The sequence below is a fragment of the Burkholderia puraquae genome, assembly GCF_002099195.1.
Lineage (GTDB): Bacteria > Pseudomonadota > Gammaproteobacteria > Burkholderiales > Burkholderiaceae > Burkholderia > Burkholderia puraquae.
Map to the genome: position 1 here is coordinate 273,799 of NZ_NBYX01000009.1, position 16,335 is coordinate 290,133.

Genomic DNA, 16,335 nt, shown 5'->3' on the forward strand with positions numbered 1-16,335 from the left:
ATGGCGCGGGCAATGGCGAAGCGACGGGCCGCGCGGGCGGCGCGGCGCGTCGGCGCGGCACTCGCGCTGGCGGTGGCGGTGACGTGCGCGGCGGCCGGCATGGCCACGCGCGCGCAGGCCGCGGGAGTCACGGCGGCCGACGCGGGATGCGGCGCGGCGTGGCCGCGCTGGGACGCGTTCAAGCGCGATTTCATCTCGGCCGACGGCCGCGTGATCGACGTCGGCTCGGCCGATTCGCGCACGGTGTCGGAGGGGCAGGCGTATGGACTTTTCTTCGCGCTGGTCGCGAACGACCGGCGCATGTTCGACACGATCCTCGCATGGACCGAGAACAATCTCGCGCAGGGCGACCTGAGCGCGCATCTGCCCGCGTGGCTGTGGGGCCGTGCGCCCGACGGCGCGTGGCGCGTGCTCGACGCGAACGCGGCGTCGGACGCCGACCTGTGGATCGCCTATGCGCTCGTCGAGGCCGGGCGGCTGTGGCGCGAGCGCAGCTACACGGCGCGCGGCGCGCTGCTCGCGAAGCGCGTGCTCGACGCCGAGACCGCGACCGTGCCGGGCCTCGGCCTCACGCTGCTGCCGGGGCCGACGGGATTCAAGCTGGCCGACGGTCAGTGGCGCGTGAACCCGAGCTATTCGCCGCCGCAGGTGATCCGCGCGCTCGGCGCGCGGCTGCCCGACGACCGGCGCTGGGCCGCGCTCGCCACGAGCACCGGGCGCGTGCTGCTCGACACCGCACCGAAAGGCTTTTCGCCCGACTGGGCGCTGTATCGCGCGAGCACGGGTTTCGGGCCCGATCGCGACACGCATGCGGAGAGCGCGTACAACGCGATCCGCGTGTATCTGTGGGCCGGCATGCTCGACCGCGCCGATCCGCTCGCCGCCCCGTTGCTCGCGCGGTTTGCGCCGTTCGCCGACTACATCGCCGCGCATGGCGCGCCGCCGGAGAAGGTCGATACGACGACGGGCGTCGCGGGGCCGAACGACGGCAACGGCGGGTTCTCGGCGGCGGCCGTGCCGTTCCTCGACGCGCGCGGCCAGCGCGCGCTCGCGGATGCACAGGCGGCCCGCGTCGATACGCTCGCGCGCCAGTCGGCACCCGGTTACTACACGAGCGTGCTGACGCTGTTCGGGCTCGGCTGGCGCGACGGACGCTACCGGTTCGGCGCAGACGGCACGCTCGACGTGCGCTGGGGAGGCCGTTCGTGCGCCGCCCGCTGAAGCGCGCTGCGCCGCACGTCGCGGGATTCGCGTGGCTCGCGTCGTCGGTGTGCGCGGCGGCGCCGGGCACCCCGGCGACGATGGCGGACCGTGCGACGCCGGCGACCTCCGCGTCCGCCGATGCGCAGCATCAGCTCGACACCGCGCGGATGTGGGGTGTCAAGCATCGCGACGACCTCGCGCGCGATGCGCTGCGCAAGGGGCTGCTGATCGCGCCGGGCGATCCCGAGTTGCTGGCCGAACAGGTGCGCGTGCTGCTGCGGCTCGGCGACGCGAAAGGCGCGCAGGCGTCGCTCGCGCGCCTGCAGGCGCAGTCGCCGAATGCGCCCGCCACGCGGCGGGTGGCTGACGAATACCGCGTTGCGACGAGCGGGCGCGGCGAAATGGCGCAGATCCGCCTGCTCGCGCGTAGCGGTCGCGCCGACGAGGCAGCCAGGCGGATCGTCGCGCTGTTTCCGAACGGCGCGCCGGAGGGGGCGCTCGGCGCCGAGTATTACCAGATCGTGTCGAACGCGCCGGGTGGACGCGAGCCGGCGATCGCCGCGCTGCGCCGCGCGGTCGCGGCCGACCCGCAGGACACGAGCGCGACGATGGCGCTGGCGCGGCTCTTGAACCAGCGCGCCGATACGCGGCCGGAGGCGAACCGGATCGCGTGGGCGCTCGCGAAGCGCGCCGACGCCGACCATACCGAGGCGATGTCGCTGTGGCGGCGCGTGCTGCAGTCGGCCGGCAATGACCCGGCGTATCTCGACGCGTTGCATGCGTATCTCGCGCTCGTGCCGGACGATACCGAATTCGTCGACCGTGCCGCGGCACTGGATCGCCAGCGCGACGCGCAGCGCCAGCTCGAACGCAATCCCGACTACATCGCGCAGCAGCGTGGCCTGCAGGCGCTCGCGCGCGGCGACCTGGGCGGCGCCGATCCGCTGCTCATGCGCGCCGCTCGCGCGCGCGCGGACGATGCCGACGCGGTCGGCGGCCTCGGCCTGCTGCGCCTGCGCGAAGGGCGGCACGACGAAGCGCGCGCGCTGTTCATGCGCGCCGCGGCGCTTTCGACCGATCAGCGCGGCAAATGGCAGGGCCTCGCGCGCACCGCGCAGTTCTGGGGGCTGCTCGCGCAAGGCCGCGCGGCGGCGGCCGCCGGACGTCCGCAGGACGCGGAGCGTGCAGCCCGTGCGGCACTCGCGATGCAGCCGGACAGCCTGGATGCGAAGCTGCAGCTCGCCGATGCATTGCTTGCGCAGCGCGACTGGGCGCGCGCGGAGCCGTTGCTGCGCGAGCTGCTGGCCGCGCGTTCGCCGAACCTCGCGGCCGTGCGCGGCACGGCCACGCTGTATGAGAACACCGGCCGCGCAGACAGGATCGGCCCGCTGCTCGACGCGCTGCAAGGCCGCGTGACGGGCCGCGACGATCGGCGCGCGCTCGACGGGCTGCGTGCCGACCTGCTTGCGAACCAGGCGCGCGCGCTTGCGGACAAGGGCGAACGCGGGCCCGCCGCGCAGCGCTACGAGGCGGCCGTGCGCGCGGCGCCCGACGCGCCGTGGACGCGGTTCGCGCTCGCGCGCCTCTATCGCGACATGGGGCTGCCGCAGCTCGGCCGCACGGTGATGGACGAAGGGCTCGCGCAAAGCGCGACGCCCGAGATGCGCTACGCGACCGCGCTGTACCGCAGTTCGCTCGACGACGTCGCAGGTGCGCAGGCCGTGCTCGCACCGGTCGACGACGCGCACCGTTCGGACGGGATGCGCGCGCTCGCGCGCAAGCTCGACGCGGAAGGCGCGCTGGCCGACGCACGCGGCGCGCTCGCGCGCGGCGACCGCACGGCATTCGCCGCGTCGCTCGCCCAGGCGCAGGCGAGTGCGCCGGACGATCCCGACATGCTCGCCGCGATCGGCGCGCAATGGATCGATGCGGGCGAACCGGACCGTGGCCTCGCACCGTTGCACGACTGGATCGCCGCGCACCCGCGCGAAGCCGATGCGGACGTGCGGCTGCGCTACGGCGACCTGCTCGGCAGCGCGGGGCGCGATGACGCGCTTGCCGCATGGCTCGACACGCTGCGCCAGGAACCGTCGCTGACGCCCGCGCAGACGGCGAGGATCGAGGACCAGTCGCTGCGGCTCGAATTGCGGCAGACGGACGAGGCGATCGCGCAGCAGGATTACGCGCAGGCGCGCAAGCGCCTCGAGCGTGCGAGCCCGGCCGGCCGCGCGGACAAGCGCTATGCGCTCGAACTGGCCGACCTGGAACGCGCGCAAGGCCATTACGACGCGGCGCGCGATGCGCTCGCACCGCTCGTCGCGCGTACGCCGGACGATGCCGATACGCAGCTCGCGCTGGCACGCATCGACGAGGACAGCGGCAACCGTGCGGCCGCGCTTGCGCGCGTGCAGGCGGTGCTCGCGCGCACACCGGACGACGACGTCGACACGCAACTGTCGGCCGTGCGCCGCCTGAACGCGCTGCGCCGCCCGGACGAAGCCGTGCAGGTGACCGACCGGCTGCATGCCGCGTATCCGGCGCGCGCCGACGTGACGGTCGCGGTCGGGCGCGTGGCCGAGGCACAGGGCCGCTATGGCGATGCGGCGTCGCTGTACCGGTTGTCGCAGTCGCAGGAACGCGCGACGGGCGTGAGCCCGGGCCGCGACGGGCTCACGCCCGCGCAGGCCGCGTTTGCGGATCTCCAGCAGCGGCGCAATCCCGAGATCGAGACCGGCTGGACGCCTGCATACAAGTCGGGCGACGAAGGCATCTCGTCGTATCGCGCGCAGCAGGTGCCGATCTACATGCAGATGCCGATCCGCTACGACGGGCACGTGTTCGCGCAGATCGACACCGTGCATCTCGACCCGGGCACGCTCGACACGAGCGACCCGGGCGCGTATTCGCTCAAGACGTTCGGCACCTACGCGGCGCTCAGGGCGCAGAACGCGCTGACGCCTGCATCGATCGCGAATCCGCCGGGTTCGCTGCACCAGACGGCCACGGGCGTCGCGCTCGGCGCCGGCTATCTGTCGGACGCCTGGCGCTTCGATCTCGGCACGTCGCCGCTCGGTTTTCCGGTGCATTACCTCGTCGGCGGCGTGCGCTATCGCTTCGACGCGGGCCCGGCCAGTTTCTCGGTGAACGCGTCGCGGCGGCCGGAAACGAGCAGCGTGCTGTCGTACTCGGGGATGCGCGACCCCTGGACGGGCGCGGTCTGGGGCGGCGTGCGCCGCGACGGCGTGAACCTGCGCGCGTCGGTCGACGTCGGCCGCACGAACCTGTTCGCGGAACTCGGCGCGGGCGTGCTGTCCGGCCGCAACGTCGAACGCAATGCGGAAGTCACGCTGCGCACGGGCTTCACGGTGCCCGTGTACGAGCGCGCGACGATGAAGGTCAGCACCGGGCTCGTCGGCAACGCGTGGCACTACGCGCAGAACTTGCGCTACTACACGTACGGGCAGGGCGGCTACTACAGCCCGCAGCGCTACCTGTCGCTCGGTGTGCCGATCGAATGGGCGGGGCGGCACGATGCGCTGTCGTGGGACCTGACCGTCACGGGCGGGATCTCGAACAGCTACGAGAAGGATTCGCTGTTTTACCCGACGCTCTCGGACCAGCGGGCCGCGCAGGTGGCGGCCGGGTTCGTGTACGCGGGCAGCTCGACGCGCGGCGTGTCGTTCTCGTACGGCATCAACGGGATCGTCGAGTACCGCGTGAACCCGCACCTGAGCGTCGGCGCGCAGTTGCACGTGGACCGGTCGCACGACTACGCGCCGAGTTCGGCGCTCGTGTACCTGCGCTATGCGTTCGACGCGCGCGCGCAACGCAGCTGGCTCGTCACGCCGACGCCGGTGCGACTTTATTCGGATTACTAGGGGAACGTCGTGAATACGGAAATCGATGCCACCCGTCCCGTGCTCGGCGCCGCCGGCCTGCTGGGCCGCCTGCGCGCACTGCTGGGCATGGGGCCGGCCGGCGGCCGTGTCGGCACGGTGAGCCGGCTCGCGATCGACGGCTTGCCCGATACGTGGACGCAACTGGAAGCCGGCGGCCTGTACGCGATCTACGCGGCCGGCGGCACGCCGGCCTGCGATGCGCTCGTGTGGGAGAGCGCGCGACAGGCGCGCACGCGCGACGTGACGGTCGTGCTCGCGCGCGAGGCGGCGCACGTCGCGGAACAGTTGCAGGCGCGCGGCTTCGCGGGCGGCGCGCAGCCGGCCGGCTGGCCGCGTAACCTGAACGTGCTGGCGATGCCGCCGGTGGCCGAGCCGGCCAATGGCGACGGCGCTGGCGCGGGCGTTACTGCCGACACACCGCGCCGCGCGGCGCCGGGCCCGTTTGCACGGCTGACCGGCGGCCTGCGCGCGATGAAGCGCTACGGCTTTCGCGCGCGCTCGCTGTATTTCGTCGAGGGCGCGCAGCGCTGGTTCAGCTGGGACGACCCGATCGCGCTCGCCGACGAGGCGCACGCACTCGCCGACTGGTGCCGCACGCGCCGGATCGCGCTCGTGCTGCTGCTCGATCCCGAAGCGGCCCGCGCGGGCGGCGAAGCCCGCACCGACGATGCGCCGCTCGTGCGCGATGCCGATCGCACGCCGCGCAGCGGCTTCCACGGTATCTGCTCGGGCGTCGCGCAGTTGCAGCGCACGCATGGCGAGCTGCTCTGGATCGTCGATTTCTGGCGTGCAGGCGACACGCTCGCGGCCGGCGAGGTACGGCCGCTGCGCTTTGCGCCGGGCGGCCGGCTGTCGGCGAGCGTCGACGGCGGCGCGACCGAGCCCGCGCACCGGATGAAGCTCGCGAGCGACGAGGATCGCGTCGTCGTGAGCCGCGCGGTGCTCGACGGCACGAACCGCGTGCCGGACGGCTGGGAAATCGTCGAAGACAACGCGGCCGTCGTTGCCGCCTGCGCGCGTGCCCAGGCCGCGACCGCGGTGCTCGTGTTCCGCTCGCATGCGCAGCTCGAGGCGCTGTGCGCGGACGTGCACGCGCTGCGCCGGCAGTGCGGCGGCGCGCTGAAGATCGCGGTCGTCGAGCGCGGCGAAGTGCTGCGCCAGCAGTTCGAGATGCTCGTGCTGAGCGTCGGCGCGAGCCGCGTCGTGGCGCGCGACCTGCCGGTATCGCGGATGCAGGCCGCCGTGCACGCGCTGCGCGGCCAGCTCTATGCGCGGCCCGTCGCGGCCGACTATCGTGCGGCGCTCGCAGCCGCGCTCGGCGATTCGGTGCTCGGCTACCTGCCGGTCGGCGCGTTCTGCCTGCGGATTCGCGCGGTGCTCGATCGAGGCGCCGTGCTCGCGCTGCCGCACACGCTCGCGAAGATCGCGCTGCTGCCGGGCGTGTCGCACGTCGACGCGCTGCGGCATTGCCGGCCGCGCCGCGCGGGCGACGTCGTGACGGCCGATGCCGGGCACCTGTACGTATTCCTGTTCGCGTGCGAGCCGGTCGATGCGGAGGACGCGCTCGCGCGCATCTTCGACGTGCCGGTCGACACGCTGTCCGACCGTGTCGTGTGCCTCGGGCATGCCAGCATCGACACCGAGCTCAATGCGCTGAAGGCCGAGAACCGGCGCGCGCCGATCGCCGACTACAGCGATCTGTTCGCGGCCATGCAGCCGGCGGGCGCTACGCGCACACCGCCCGCACGCGCCGGTCTCGGCGAGGCGTTGCCCGACGCGAGCGAAGTGAGCGGGGCGATCGATGCGATCGATACGATCGTCGCGCTCGAGGCGATCGGTGCGGCGCCGTCGGCCGAAGCCGTCGACGCATCCGCGCCGGAACCCGTCATTCCTGCTGCGCGCAAGCGCGGCGCCGTCCGCAGCGCGATGCCGCTGCGCAAGGAGGGGGTCACATGATCGCTGAACTCGTCATCGGTTTCATCGTCGGCATCGCGATCGCGGTGCCCGTGTGGATCGCCGCGCAGCACCTCGGCATTGGTCGCGGCTTTCATGCGCCGCGCGGGATCGACCGGCGCGACGCGGTGCCGTGCGAGCTCGTGCCGGTCGCACTGCGCGGGCGGCTGCTGCCCGATGCGGAGCGCAGCGAGCGTGGTGGCGAGGCGGCCCGATGAAGACGATCGCCATTACGTCGACGACCGGCGGCGCGGGCCGCACGACACTCACGGCCGCGCTCGCGGTGCTGCTCGCGCGGCGCGGCCGGCCGGTCGTCGCCGTCGAATTCGATGCGCAGAACCTGATGGGCGCGACGCTCGGCCTCGACTCGCTGGCCGAGCACGGCCTCGCGCAGAGCGTGCTCGGCGGCGCCGAGCCGTGGCATGCGCATACGTGGCGCAGCGCCGACGGCGTGCTGTTCGTGCCGTACGGGCAGGTCGACGCGGCCGGCGCCGCCGCATGCGATGCGCGGCTCGCGGCCGATCCCGCGTGGCTGTCGCGCGCACTCGACGAAATTGCGTTGCCGGCCGAGGGCGTCGTGCTGATCGATACCGCACGCTATCCGTCGACGCAGGCCGAGCAGGCGGTCCGCCGCGCGGACCTGACGCTCGTCGTCGTGCCGCCCGAGCCGACCGCCTGCGCGACGACGGCCGCCCGGCTCGCTGCGCTCCGGGCCGGCGGCGGCGACCTGCAGATCGTCGTGAACCGGCTGAATCCGGCGCGCGACATGCAGCGCGACGCGCTCGCGATGCTGCGCGCGGTCGCGGGGCCGGCAACGATGCTCGAACAGCGGATCCACGTCGATGCGGCCGTGCCCGAAGCGCTCGCGCGCGGCAGCTGGATCTTCGACGACGCGCCGTATTCGCAGGCATCGCACGACCTGAACGGCGTCGCGAACTGGGTCGATACGTGGCTGGCGGCCGGTGCCGCCGGTCGCCGCGGAGCGGCGCGATGAACGCGGGCTTCGCATCGCGCCTGCGCACGTTCGGCCGCCGCACGGTCGACTGGTTCGCACGCGGGATCGGGTTGCCGGCGCAACGCACGCTGGCCGACTGGCTCGTGCGGCTGTTCTTCCACGCACCGCCGCCGGGCCGGCCCGATTACGTGCGCCGCTGGGTGCGCGTCGCGTTTCGGCGGCTTGCGCAAGAGTGGGGCGTGCTGCAGCCGCTCAGCCCGCGCGAATGGCTGTGGCGCGCGATCGTGCGTGCGCCGCGCGCGGCCGACGGCCGGCCCGAGCGCGATCCGCTCGCGTGGTTCGACCAGTATGTCGTGCCCGTCTACGTGGCCGGGCGTGCGGTCGGCCGGCGCATCGACGCGATGCTCGCGCGCTTGCCGTGGGTCCGCTGGGGCGGCTGGCTCGATGCGCGCGCGAACGGCGTCGGCCGGCGCCGCTGGCTCGCGCCGCTGCTGCTGGTGGCCGGCGCGCTGCTGTGGGCCGCGGCCGGGATGTCGCCGCTGATGCCCGGCGCGCAGTTCGCGTTCTTCGCGATCGTCGCGGTGCTGGCGCTTGCGCTGCGCCGCCTGCCTGGCCATCTGCCGACGCTCGCGCTCGCGTCGCTCGCGCTGCTCGCGACGGTGCGCTACGTGTGGTGGCGCACCACGCAGACGCTCGATTTCCGCGGCCCGGTCGAAGCCGTCGCCGGCTACCTGCTGTACGGCGCGGAAGCCTATACGTGGATGATCCTGCTGCTCGGCTTCGTGCAGACCGCGTGGCCGCTCGACCGGCCGATCGTGCCGCTGCCCGACGATCCCGACACCTGGCCGACGGTCGACATCTACATTCCGACCTACAACGAACCGCTGTCGGTCGTGAAGCCGACGGTATTCGCCGCGCAGAGCATCGACTGGCCGACGGCGAAGCTGCGCGTCTACCTGCTCGACGACGGCCGGCGCCCCGAGTTCGCGGCGTTCGCGGCCGAGGCCGGCATCGACTACCTGACGCGCGACGACAACCGCCACGCGAAGGCCGGCAACATCAACCGCGCGCTGCCGAAGACGCACGGCGAATACATCGCGATCTTCGACTGCGATCACGTGCCGACGCGCTCGTTCCTGCAGACGACGATGGGCGTGTTCCTGCGCGACCCGAAGTGCGCGCTGGTGCAGACGCCGCATCATTTCTTCTCGCCCGATCCGTTCGAGCGCAACCTCGGCACGTTCCGCGAGATCCCGAACGAAGGCAACCTGTTCTATGGGCTCGTGCAGTCGGGCAACGACCTGTGGAACGCGACGTTCTTCTGCGGCTCGTGCGCGGTGCTCAAGCGCAGCGCGCTGGAGGAGGTGGGCGGCGTCGCGGTCGAGACCGTGACCGAGGACGCGCACACGGCGCTCAAGCTGCACCGGCGCGGCTATACGTCGGCGTACCTGCCGACCGTGCAGGCGGCCGGCCTCGCGACCGAGAGCCTCGCAGGCCACGTGAAGCAGCGCACGCGCTGGGCGCGCGGGATGGCGCAGATCTTCCGCATCGACAATCCGTTCCTCGGGCGCGGGCTCGGCTTCATCCAGCGGATCTGCTACGGCAACGCGATGCTGCACTTCTTCTACGGGATTCCGCGGCTGGTGTTCCTGACGATCCCGCTCGCGTACTTGTTCTTCCACCTGTACTTCATCAACGCATCGTCGCTTGCGCTCGCGAGCTACGTGATCCCGTATCTGGTGCTCGCGAACGTCGCGAACTCGCGGATGCAGGGGCGCTACCGCCATTCGTTCTGGGCCGAGGTCTACGAGTCGGTGCTCGCGTGGTACATCGCGCTGCCGACTACCGTCGCGTTCTTCAGCCCGAAGCACGGCAAGTTCAACGTGACCGACAAAGGCGGCAAGATCGACGAAGGCTACGTCGACTGGTCGACATCGAAGCCGTATCTCGTGCTGTTCGGGCTGAACGTGCTCGCGATCGTCGCCGGCGTGTGGCGCCTCGTGGCCGACCAGGGCGACGAGGCGTCGACGATCCTGATCACGCTCGGCTGGACCGTGTACAACCTCGCGATGCTCGGCGCGGCGCTGGCCGTTGCGCGCGAAACCAAGCAGGTGCGCGTCACGCACCGGATCGCGATGCGCGTGCCGGCCATGCTGCTGCTCGCCGACGGCTCGACGGCCGCGTGCTTCACGAGCGACTACTCGACCGGCGGCCTCGGCCTCGAAGCGGTGCCGGGGCTCCCGGTCGCCGTCGGCGACACGCTGACGGTGTGCGTGACGCGCGGCGACCGGCCGTTCCCGTTCCCGGTGCGCGTGAGCCGCGTGACGCCGACCCATCTCGGCGTGAGTTTCGAGGAACTCACGCTCGAACAGGAGCGCCAGCTCGTGCAATGCACGTTCGGCCGCGCGGACGCGTGGCTCGACTGGCACGAAGGCCAGCGCCTCGACACGCCGCTCGGCGGGCTGAAGGAAGTGTTGCGCATTGGCCTGGACGGCTATGTACGGATGTGGAAGGGTGCGGCGCGCGGCCTGCAGGCCATGCTGGCGCCGAAACTCGATCGGGCGCGCGACTGACGCGGCGCTCATCATGGAGTGGGTTAGATGACGTTCTGGAATCTGTATTTCATCCTGAAGTTCGCGCTGTTCGCGACCGGGCACCTGCAGCCGTTCTGGCTCGCGAACCTCGCGTTCGCGGTGGCGCTCGCGGCGAGCGCACCGATCCGGCAGCGTGCGTGGCGCATCGTCCGGCAGCTCGTCGCGATCGCGATCGCGGTGCCGCTGCTCGCACGCGAGATGCATGCGCCGCCGCTCGCGCGTCTCGCCGAGGCCGCGCGCGAAGTGAGCACGTTCCGTCTCGACTACTGGATGGAGCTGCTGCCGCGCCTGTTGCCGCCGGTGCTGCTGCTGACGGTGGCCGGCGCGCTGATCGTCTACTTCATCGTCAACCGCTGGCTGCGCGTCGCGACGTTCGTGCTGGCCGTGCTGATCGTGATGCCGCTGTGGCAGGCCGGCAGCGGGCTGATGGCGCGTGTCGTCGCACCGCTCCCGCAGCAGGCGAACGCGGCGGGCACGACGCTTGCCGGCCAGCCGGAGGATCGCAACGCCGCGCTTGCGACGTTCCGCACGCAGGAATCGCAGCGGCAGGTCACGTTCGGCCATCTCGGCAACGATCCGGCCGCGCAGTTCGACGTGATCGTGCTGCATATCTGCTCGCTGTCGTGGGATGACCTCGATGCCGCGAAGGTGCGCAACCATCCGATGCTGAGCCACTTCGATTATCTGTTCACGAACTTCAGCACGGCCGCGAGCTACAGCGGCCCGGCGGCGATCCGCGTGCTGCGCGCGAGCTGCGGGCAGGAGGCGCACGCCGACCTGTACAAGCCCGCGCCGCAGCAGTGCTACCTGTTCTCGCAACTGGCGAGCGCGGGCTACAAGGTGCAGTCGCTGCTGAACCACGACGGCCATTTCGACAACTTCCTGCAGGTGATCCACGACAACATCGGCGTGCCCGACGCACCGCCGGTGTCGAATGCGGCCGCACCGGTCGCGATGCACGCGTTCGACGGCTCGGAGATCAAGGGCGACTACGCGACGCTCGCGAACTGGTACGCGCAGCGCGCGTCGGTGCCGGGGCCGGTCGCGCTGTACTACAACACGATCAGCCTGCACGACGGCAACCGCGTCGTCGGCAGTTCGCTGACGAGCATCGACTCGTATCCGCAGCGCGTGACGAAGCTGATGGACGACTTCGACCACCTGGCCGACCTGATCGCACAATCGGGCCGCCGTGCGGTGATCGTGTTCGTGCCCGAGCACGGCGCCGCGCTGCGCGGCGACAAGGACCAGGTTGCAGGCCTGCGCGAGATCCCGACGCCGCGCATCGTGCACGGGCCGGTCGGCGTGCGGCTCGTCGGCTTTGCCGGCAACCACGGCGCGACGACCGTGATCGATCAGCCGACCAGCTTCCTCGCGCTCGCGCAACTGCTGTCGAACCTCGTGTCGAACAGCCCGTTCAAGCCGGGCACGACGCTCGCGCAGTACGCAGCCGATCTGCCGCGCACGCGGATGGTGGGCGAGAACGAGGGCACGGTGACGATGCAGACGGCCGCGGGCTACGCGGTGAAAACTCCGGATGGCGTATGGATCGACGAACAGTAATTCTCCCCGTCGACGGCGACGATGATCGCCTGTCGCAACCGAACGACGTGCTCGGCCTCGCGCGGCATCTGCCCGCGCTCGATCCCGAGCGTTACGTCGACGAGCAGGCGCGCCGCGCGTTCATCGAGTCGCTCGACCGCTGGCCGACGCTCGCGAAGCTGATGGGATTGAAGACGTAAACGCAAAACGGCCGGCATGGGAGCCGGCCGTTGCCCGCCTGCGGGCGATCCCGCTTATTGCGCCTTGCGTTCCGGCTGGCGCGTCCACTGGTCTTCTTCTCCCGGCACCTTGCCGAAGGTCTGATCGGCCCATGCCGCGCGAGCCGCGTCGATCTTCGCGCGATCGCTCGATACGAAATTCCATTCGATGAACCGCTCGCCCGGCAGGTGCGCACCGCCGAGCAGCATCACGCGTGCGCCGTTCGTGCTGGCGAGCGCCACGGTCGCGCCCGGTTCGAGCACGGCCATCGTCGCGGGGGCGAGCGGCGTGCCGTCGATGGCGAGGTCGCCGTCGACCAGGTACACCCCGCGTTCCTGATGTTCGGCATCGAGCGCCAGCGTGCCGCCTGCCGCGAATTCCGCATACGCATAGAGCGTGGGCGAGAACACGGCGACCGGTGACGTCAGCCCGAACGCGGTGCCTGCGATCACGCGCACGCTTGCACCGTCGCGCGTGAACGACGGCAGCGTGTCGGCCGGATGATGGACGAACGCGGGCGCGGTGTCCTCGTGCTCGACCGGCAGCGCGACCCAGGTCTGGATCCCGTGGACCGGCTGCTCGCGCGGCCGGTCTTCGTCGGGCGAGCGTTCCGAATGCACGATGCCGCGGCCGGCCGTCATCCAGTTCACGTCGCCCGGCACGATCTTCTGCCGGAAGCCGAGGCTGTCGTGATGCATCAGCGAGCCGTCGAACAGGTAGGTGACGGTCGCGAGGCCGATGTGCGGATGCGGCAGCACGTCGATGCCGCGATTGGCCGGCAGCACGGCCGGCCCCATCTCGTCGAAGAAGATGAACGGGCCGACGAGGCGTGCGGCACGTGCGGGCAGCACGCGGCGCACGACGAGGTTGCCGATGTCGCTTTCGCGCGGCGTGAGCAGGGTCTTGATCGAGGCGGGCATGGTGGGGATCTCGTGGTCGATGCGGGGCGCGTCAGGCAATCGCCGTGTCGATGGTGATCGGGTGCGTGAGGATCTTGTGCACCGGGCACGCATTCGCGATCTGCAGCAGGCGTTCGCGCTGTTCGCCGGACAACTCGCCGTCGAGCGTGATGCGGCGCACGATCGTGCTGCCCGCGCTGCCCGATTCGTGCGCGAGCTTCACGTGCACTTCGGCGAGCGGCCAGCCCTTGCGCTGCGCGTACATCTTCAGCGTGATCGCGGTGCACGCGCCGAGGCTCGACAGCAGCAGCGCGACAGGCGTCGGCGCGGCATCGCCGCCGCCGAGCGGCGCCGGTTCGTCGGCGCGCCACTGGTGGACGCCATCGCTGAAGTGGACGAGATAATCGACGGAGCCGATGCTCGCTTCGACGGACAGTTCGCTCATTGCAGTTCCATGGAAAAAAGGGGGAGGGGCGGCGGGCTGGCCGGGCGTTACGGTTCGAGCAGCCGCTGCAGCCGCAGTTCCTCGAAATCGAGCTCCGATTCGATCCGGTGCAGCACGGCGTCGTCGACCTTGCCGTCGCGATGCAGATCGAGCAGCGCCTGGCGCGACACGCCGACGAGTTCGAGTTCGACACGCAGCATGCGCGCCCGCACGTTGGCCGGTTCGGCGCCGTGGCGATGCGCGCGTTCGTTGAAGGTGACGCGGTTCCGGTACTCGGCGAGCAGGCGGTCGAGCGACGGACGTTCAAGGCTCGTCCCGCGCTGTTCGAGCGCGTCGAGTTCGGCGAGCGCCGCGCCGAACGCATGTGCGCGCACCGCATGCTCGGACATCGTGTGCCGCGCGGCCGGGCGCAGCTTCAGCATGCGGATCAGCGGCGCGAGCGTGCCACCTTGCACGACGAGCGTGGCGATGATCAGCAGGAACGTGCTGAACAGGATCAGGTCGCGGCCGGGGAAGTTGGCGGGCAGTGCGATCGCGGCCGCGAGGCTCACGACGCCGCGCATGCCCGACCAGCCGAGCACGACGGCCTCGCGCCACGACCACGGTGCGTGGCCGGCGCGCGGCGCGCGCAGGCGGCCCGGCAGCCACATCGCGACGAACACCCAGACGATGCGCGCGGCGATCGCGGCGGCGGTGGCAGGCAGCGCGACGCGCAGGCCGGCCATCAGCACCGCGCCTTCGTGGTTCACGCGCGCGAGGATCGCGTGCAGCGCGAGTCCGATCAGGATGAACACGAGCGCATCGAGCACGAACACGATCGCTTCCCATGTCGCTTTCGCCTTGATCCGCATGTCGGCGTCGAACACGCGATGCTGGCGCACGCCGAGCACGAGGCCGCAGGTGACGACCGACAGCACGCCCGAGCCTTCGACGGCTTCGGCGATCCCGTAGCTGCCCCACGCCATTGCGAAAGTCACGACGATGCCGAGCATCGGGTCGCGCAGGCGCGGCAGTACCCAGCTCATCGCATGGCCGCACGCGAGACCGACCGCGATGCCGATCAGCGTGAGCGAGAAGAACAGGCCGGTGGCGCTTGCGGCCGTGATCGACACGGCGAGCGCGGCCGACACGGCCATCTGGTACAGCAGCAGGCCCGACGCATCGTTGACGAGGCTTTCGCCTTCGAGCACCGCGACGAGCCGCGCAGGCAGCGGGTGGCGCTGCAGGATCGCCTTCGCGGCGACCGCGTCGGGCGGCGACACGATCGCGCCGAGCGTGAAGCATGCGGCCCACGGCAGCGCCGGGTTCGCGGCATGCACGGCGAGCGCGACCGCGACGGTCGTGAATACCACTGCGCCGAGCGCGAGCGACGCGATCGATGCAAGCTCCTGCCGGAATTCCTTCCACGCGGTGTAGAACCCGCTCGACATCAGCAGCGGCGGCAGCACGGCCGCGAGCAGCAGCGCCGGGTCCATGTCGGGCACGCGCTTGCCGGCGACCGCGACCACGCAGCCGCCGAGCAGCAGCACGACGGCCGGCGGAATCGAAATCCGCTCGGCGAGCCACGTGAGCGCGCCCGCACCGCAGATCAACAGCAGCAGATAATGAAACAGCTCGACGTTGCTCATGGGCGGTCAGTGCGGAGCGCGCGCGTCACGAGGGCTTGCGTTTGTTCGTGCTGCCGCCCGGCAGCGCACCGAACATGTGCTGGCTGCACTTCGCGTCGCGCCATGCGGCGTTCAGCCGATGGCCGGCGAGCATGCGCCGCGCGACAGGCAGGACCTGTTCGCCGGCCAGCATGCCGAGCAGGCCGGTGAGCGCGATGATCGGCGGCGCGGGCGAGTTCACGCCGATCGCGCCGTAGATGACGCCGGCGAGGATGCCGGCGAGCAGCGAGAAGACATACGGTTTCATGGGGGAGCGCCTCGTGATGACCGAGCGGCACCGCAATGGCGCCGTCAAAGTTTTGAAAGCCTATCGGGTTTGCGTGAAGAAAAAAAGAGCGGACGGCCCCGAATGGACGCCGTTTCCGGAATCACATCGATTCCGTTTCGTGGGTGTTCGCGCCGCGCGTTTCCGGATTAAATGTCGCGAGCCGGACAACGATCCGGCGCGACACATCTCCGGCTCCTCCCGTTCTCGCGGTCGAGGCAGGCCCTTCTTTTTTCGTTCACAGGACGCCATTCGCCATGAGCAACCCGAAGCTTGAAGTACTTACTCCGCAGAACAGCCAGCTGATCTTCATCGACCAGCAGCCGCAGATGGCGTTCGGCGTGCAGTCGATCGACCGCCAGGCACTGAAGAACAACGTCGTCGGTCTTGCGAAGGCCGCGAAGGTATTCAATATCCCGACCACGATCACGACGGTCGAAAGCGAAAGCTTCTCGGGCCATACCTATCCCGAACTGCTCGACGTGTTCCCGAACCAGAAGACGCTCGAACGCACGTCGATGAACTCGTGGGACGACCAGAAGGTGCGCGACGCGCTCGCCGCGAACGGCCGCAAGAAGGTGGTCGTATCGGGCCTGTGGACGGAAGTCTGCAATACCACGTTCGCACTGTGCGCGATGCTCGAAGGCGACTACGAGATCTACACGGTCGCCGACGCATCGGGCGGCACGTCGCA

At 70.9% G+C, this 16,335-nt stretch carries 14 protein-coding genes; 10 read left to right on the forward strand and 4 right to left on the reverse strand.

Features of this window, described 5'->3' with window-relative positions; genetic code table 11:
• The 8 genes from bcsZ to B7G54_RS19605 are packed head-to-tail and all read left to right on the forward strand — an operon-like array spanning nt 1 to nt 12,346.
• Entirely contained in the window at nt 1–1,221 is a 1,221-nt protein-coding gene (gene bcsZ, locus B7G54_RS19570) for a cellulose synthase complex periplasmic endoglucanase BcsZ (RefSeq protein ID WP_085040568.1), read from the forward strand.
• Nucleotides 1,206–5,081 carry a cellulose synthase subunit BcsC-related outer membrane protein gene (locus B7G54_RS19575; protein ID WP_085040569.1) on the forward strand — a complete coding sequence of 1,292 codons (3,876 nt, stop codon included), beginning with the start codon at nt 1,206–1,208 and terminating at the stop codon, nt 5,079–5,081. The genes bcsZ and B7G54_RS19575 overlap by 16 nt, the downstream gene beginning before the upstream one ends.
• 9 nt (nt 5,082–5,090) lie before the next feature.
• On the forward strand, nt 5,091–7,058 hold the full coding sequence (gene bcsE, locus B7G54_RS19580; protein WP_085040570.1) for a cellulose biosynthesis protein BcsE: 1,968 nt from the start codon (nt 5,091–5,093) through the stop codon (nt 7,056–7,058).
• Nucleotides 7,055–7,273 carry a hypothetical protein gene (locus tag B7G54_RS19585; protein WP_085040571.1) on the forward strand — a complete coding sequence of 73 codons (219 nt, stop codon included), beginning with the start codon at nt 7,055–7,057 and terminating at the stop codon, nt 7,271–7,273. Before bcsE ends, B7G54_RS19585 begins: the two co-directional genes overlap by 4 nt.
• A complete protein-coding gene (bcsQ, locus tag B7G54_RS19590) occupies nt 7,270–8,049 on the forward strand; it encodes a cellulose biosynthesis protein BcsQ (RefSeq protein WP_085040572.1) in 780 nt (259 codons plus the stop codon). The genes B7G54_RS19585 and bcsQ overlap by 4 nt, the downstream gene beginning before the upstream one ends.
• Nucleotides 8,046–10,583 (forward strand): UDP-forming cellulose synthase catalytic subunit, encoded by a 2,538-nt coding sequence (gene bcsA, locus B7G54_RS19595; protein WP_085040595.1) that lies wholly within the window; start codon nt 8,046–8,048, stop codon nt 10,581–10,583. The genes bcsQ and bcsA overlap by 4 nt, the downstream gene beginning before the upstream one ends.
• Before the next feature lie 27 nt (nt 10,584–10,610).
• On the forward strand, nt 10,611–12,167 hold the full coding sequence (gene bcsG / locus B7G54_RS19600) for a cellulose biosynthesis protein BcsG (protein ID WP_085040573.1): 1,557 nt from the start codon (nt 10,611–10,613) through the stop codon (nt 12,165–12,167).
• Entirely contained in the window at nt 12,149–12,346 is a 198-nt protein-coding gene (locus B7G54_RS19605) for a hypothetical protein (protein ID WP_085040574.1), read from the forward strand. Before bcsG ends, B7G54_RS19605 begins: the two co-directional genes overlap by 19 nt.
• A gap of 54 nt (nt 12,347–12,400) precedes the next feature.
• Here the strand turns inward: B7G54_RS19605 and B7G54_RS19610 are convergent, their stop codons facing one another.
• Genes B7G54_RS19610 through B7G54_RS19625 form a run of 4 tightly spaced genes read right to left on the reverse strand, consistent with a single transcriptional unit; the run spans nt 12,401 to nt 15,623 of the window.
• Nucleotides 12,401–13,285, reverse strand: coding sequence for a pirin family protein (locus B7G54_RS19610; protein WP_085040575.1), 885 nt, complete (start codon nt 13,283–13,285; stop codon nt 12,401–12,403).
• A gap of 31 nt (nt 13,286–13,316) precedes the next feature.
• Entirely contained in the window at nt 13,317–13,709 is a 393-nt protein-coding gene (locus tag B7G54_RS19615) for an OsmC family protein (RefSeq protein WP_085040576.1), read from the reverse strand.
• A 47-nt stretch (nt 13,710–13,756) separates the two neighbouring features.
• Nucleotides 13,757–15,337, reverse strand: a complete 1,581-nt coding sequence (locus tag B7G54_RS19620; RefSeq protein WP_085040577.1) for a cation:proton antiporter — start codon at nt 15,335–15,337, stop codon at nt 13,757–13,759.
• A 25-nt stretch (nt 15,338–15,362) separates the two neighbouring features.
• Nucleotides 15,363–15,623 (reverse strand): XapX domain-containing protein, encoded by a 261-nt coding sequence (locus tag B7G54_RS19625; RefSeq protein ID WP_085040578.1) that lies wholly within the window; start codon nt 15,621–15,623, stop codon nt 15,363–15,365.
• Nucleotides 15,624–15,639: 16 nt separating this feature from the next.
• Here B7G54_RS19625 and B7G54_RS38695 point away from each other — a divergent pair, with 16 nt between their 5' ends.
• Both B7G54_RS38695 and B7G54_RS19630 read left to right on the forward strand, forming a co-directional pair.
• Complete coding sequence (locus B7G54_RS38695; RefSeq protein WP_133059193.1) at nt 15,640–15,918, forward strand: hypothetical protein; 279 nt, start codon at nt 15,640–15,642, stop codon at nt 15,916–15,918.
• Nucleotides 15,899–16,335: isochorismatase family protein (locus tag B7G54_RS19630; protein ID WP_133059194.1), on the forward strand; the 437-nt coding region annotated here is incomplete at its 3' end. The genes B7G54_RS38695 and B7G54_RS19630, both read left to right, overlap by 20 nt.

Coding starts and splice junctions, on each gene's coding strand:
- B7G54_RS19610 (WP_085040575.1), bottom strand. CDS start 13,285: ATGCCCGCCTCGATCAAGACCCTGCTCACGCCGCGCGAAAGCGACATC.
- bcsZ (WP_085040568.1), top strand. CDS start 1: ATGGCGCGGGCAATGGCGAAGCGACGGGCCGCGCGGGCGGCGCGGCGC.
- bcsQ (WP_085040572.1), top strand. CDS start 7,270: ATGAAGACGATCGCCATTACGTCGACGACCGGCGGCGCGGGCCGCACG.
- B7G54_RS19625 (WP_085040578.1), bottom strand. CDS start 15,623: ATGAAACCGTATGTCTTCTCGCTGCTCGCCGGCATCCTCGCCGGCGTC.
- B7G54_RS38695 (WP_133059193.1), top strand. CDS start 15,640: ATGACCGAGCGGCACCGCAATGGCGCCGTCAAAGTTTTGAAAGCCTAT.
- B7G54_RS19605 (WP_085040574.1), top strand. CDS start 12,149: ATGGATCGACGAACAGTAATTCTCCCCGTCGACGGCGACGATGATCGC.
- B7G54_RS19615 (WP_085040576.1), bottom strand. CDS start 13,709: ATGAGCGAACTGTCCGTCGAAGCGAGCATCGGCTCCGTCGATTATCTC.
- bcsG (WP_085040573.1), top strand. CDS start 10,611: ATGACGTTCTGGAATCTGTATTTCATCCTGAAGTTCGCGCTGTTCGCG.
- B7G54_RS19585 (WP_085040571.1), top strand. CDS start 7,055: ATGATCGCTGAACTCGTCATCGGTTTCATCGTCGGCATCGCGATCGCG.
- B7G54_RS19620 (WP_085040577.1), bottom strand. CDS start 15,337: ATGAGCAACGTCGAGCTGTTTCATTATCTGCTGCTGTTGATCTGCGGT.
- bcsA (WP_085040595.1), top strand. CDS start 8,046: ATGAACGCGGGCTTCGCATCGCGCCTGCGCACGTTCGGCCGCCGCACG.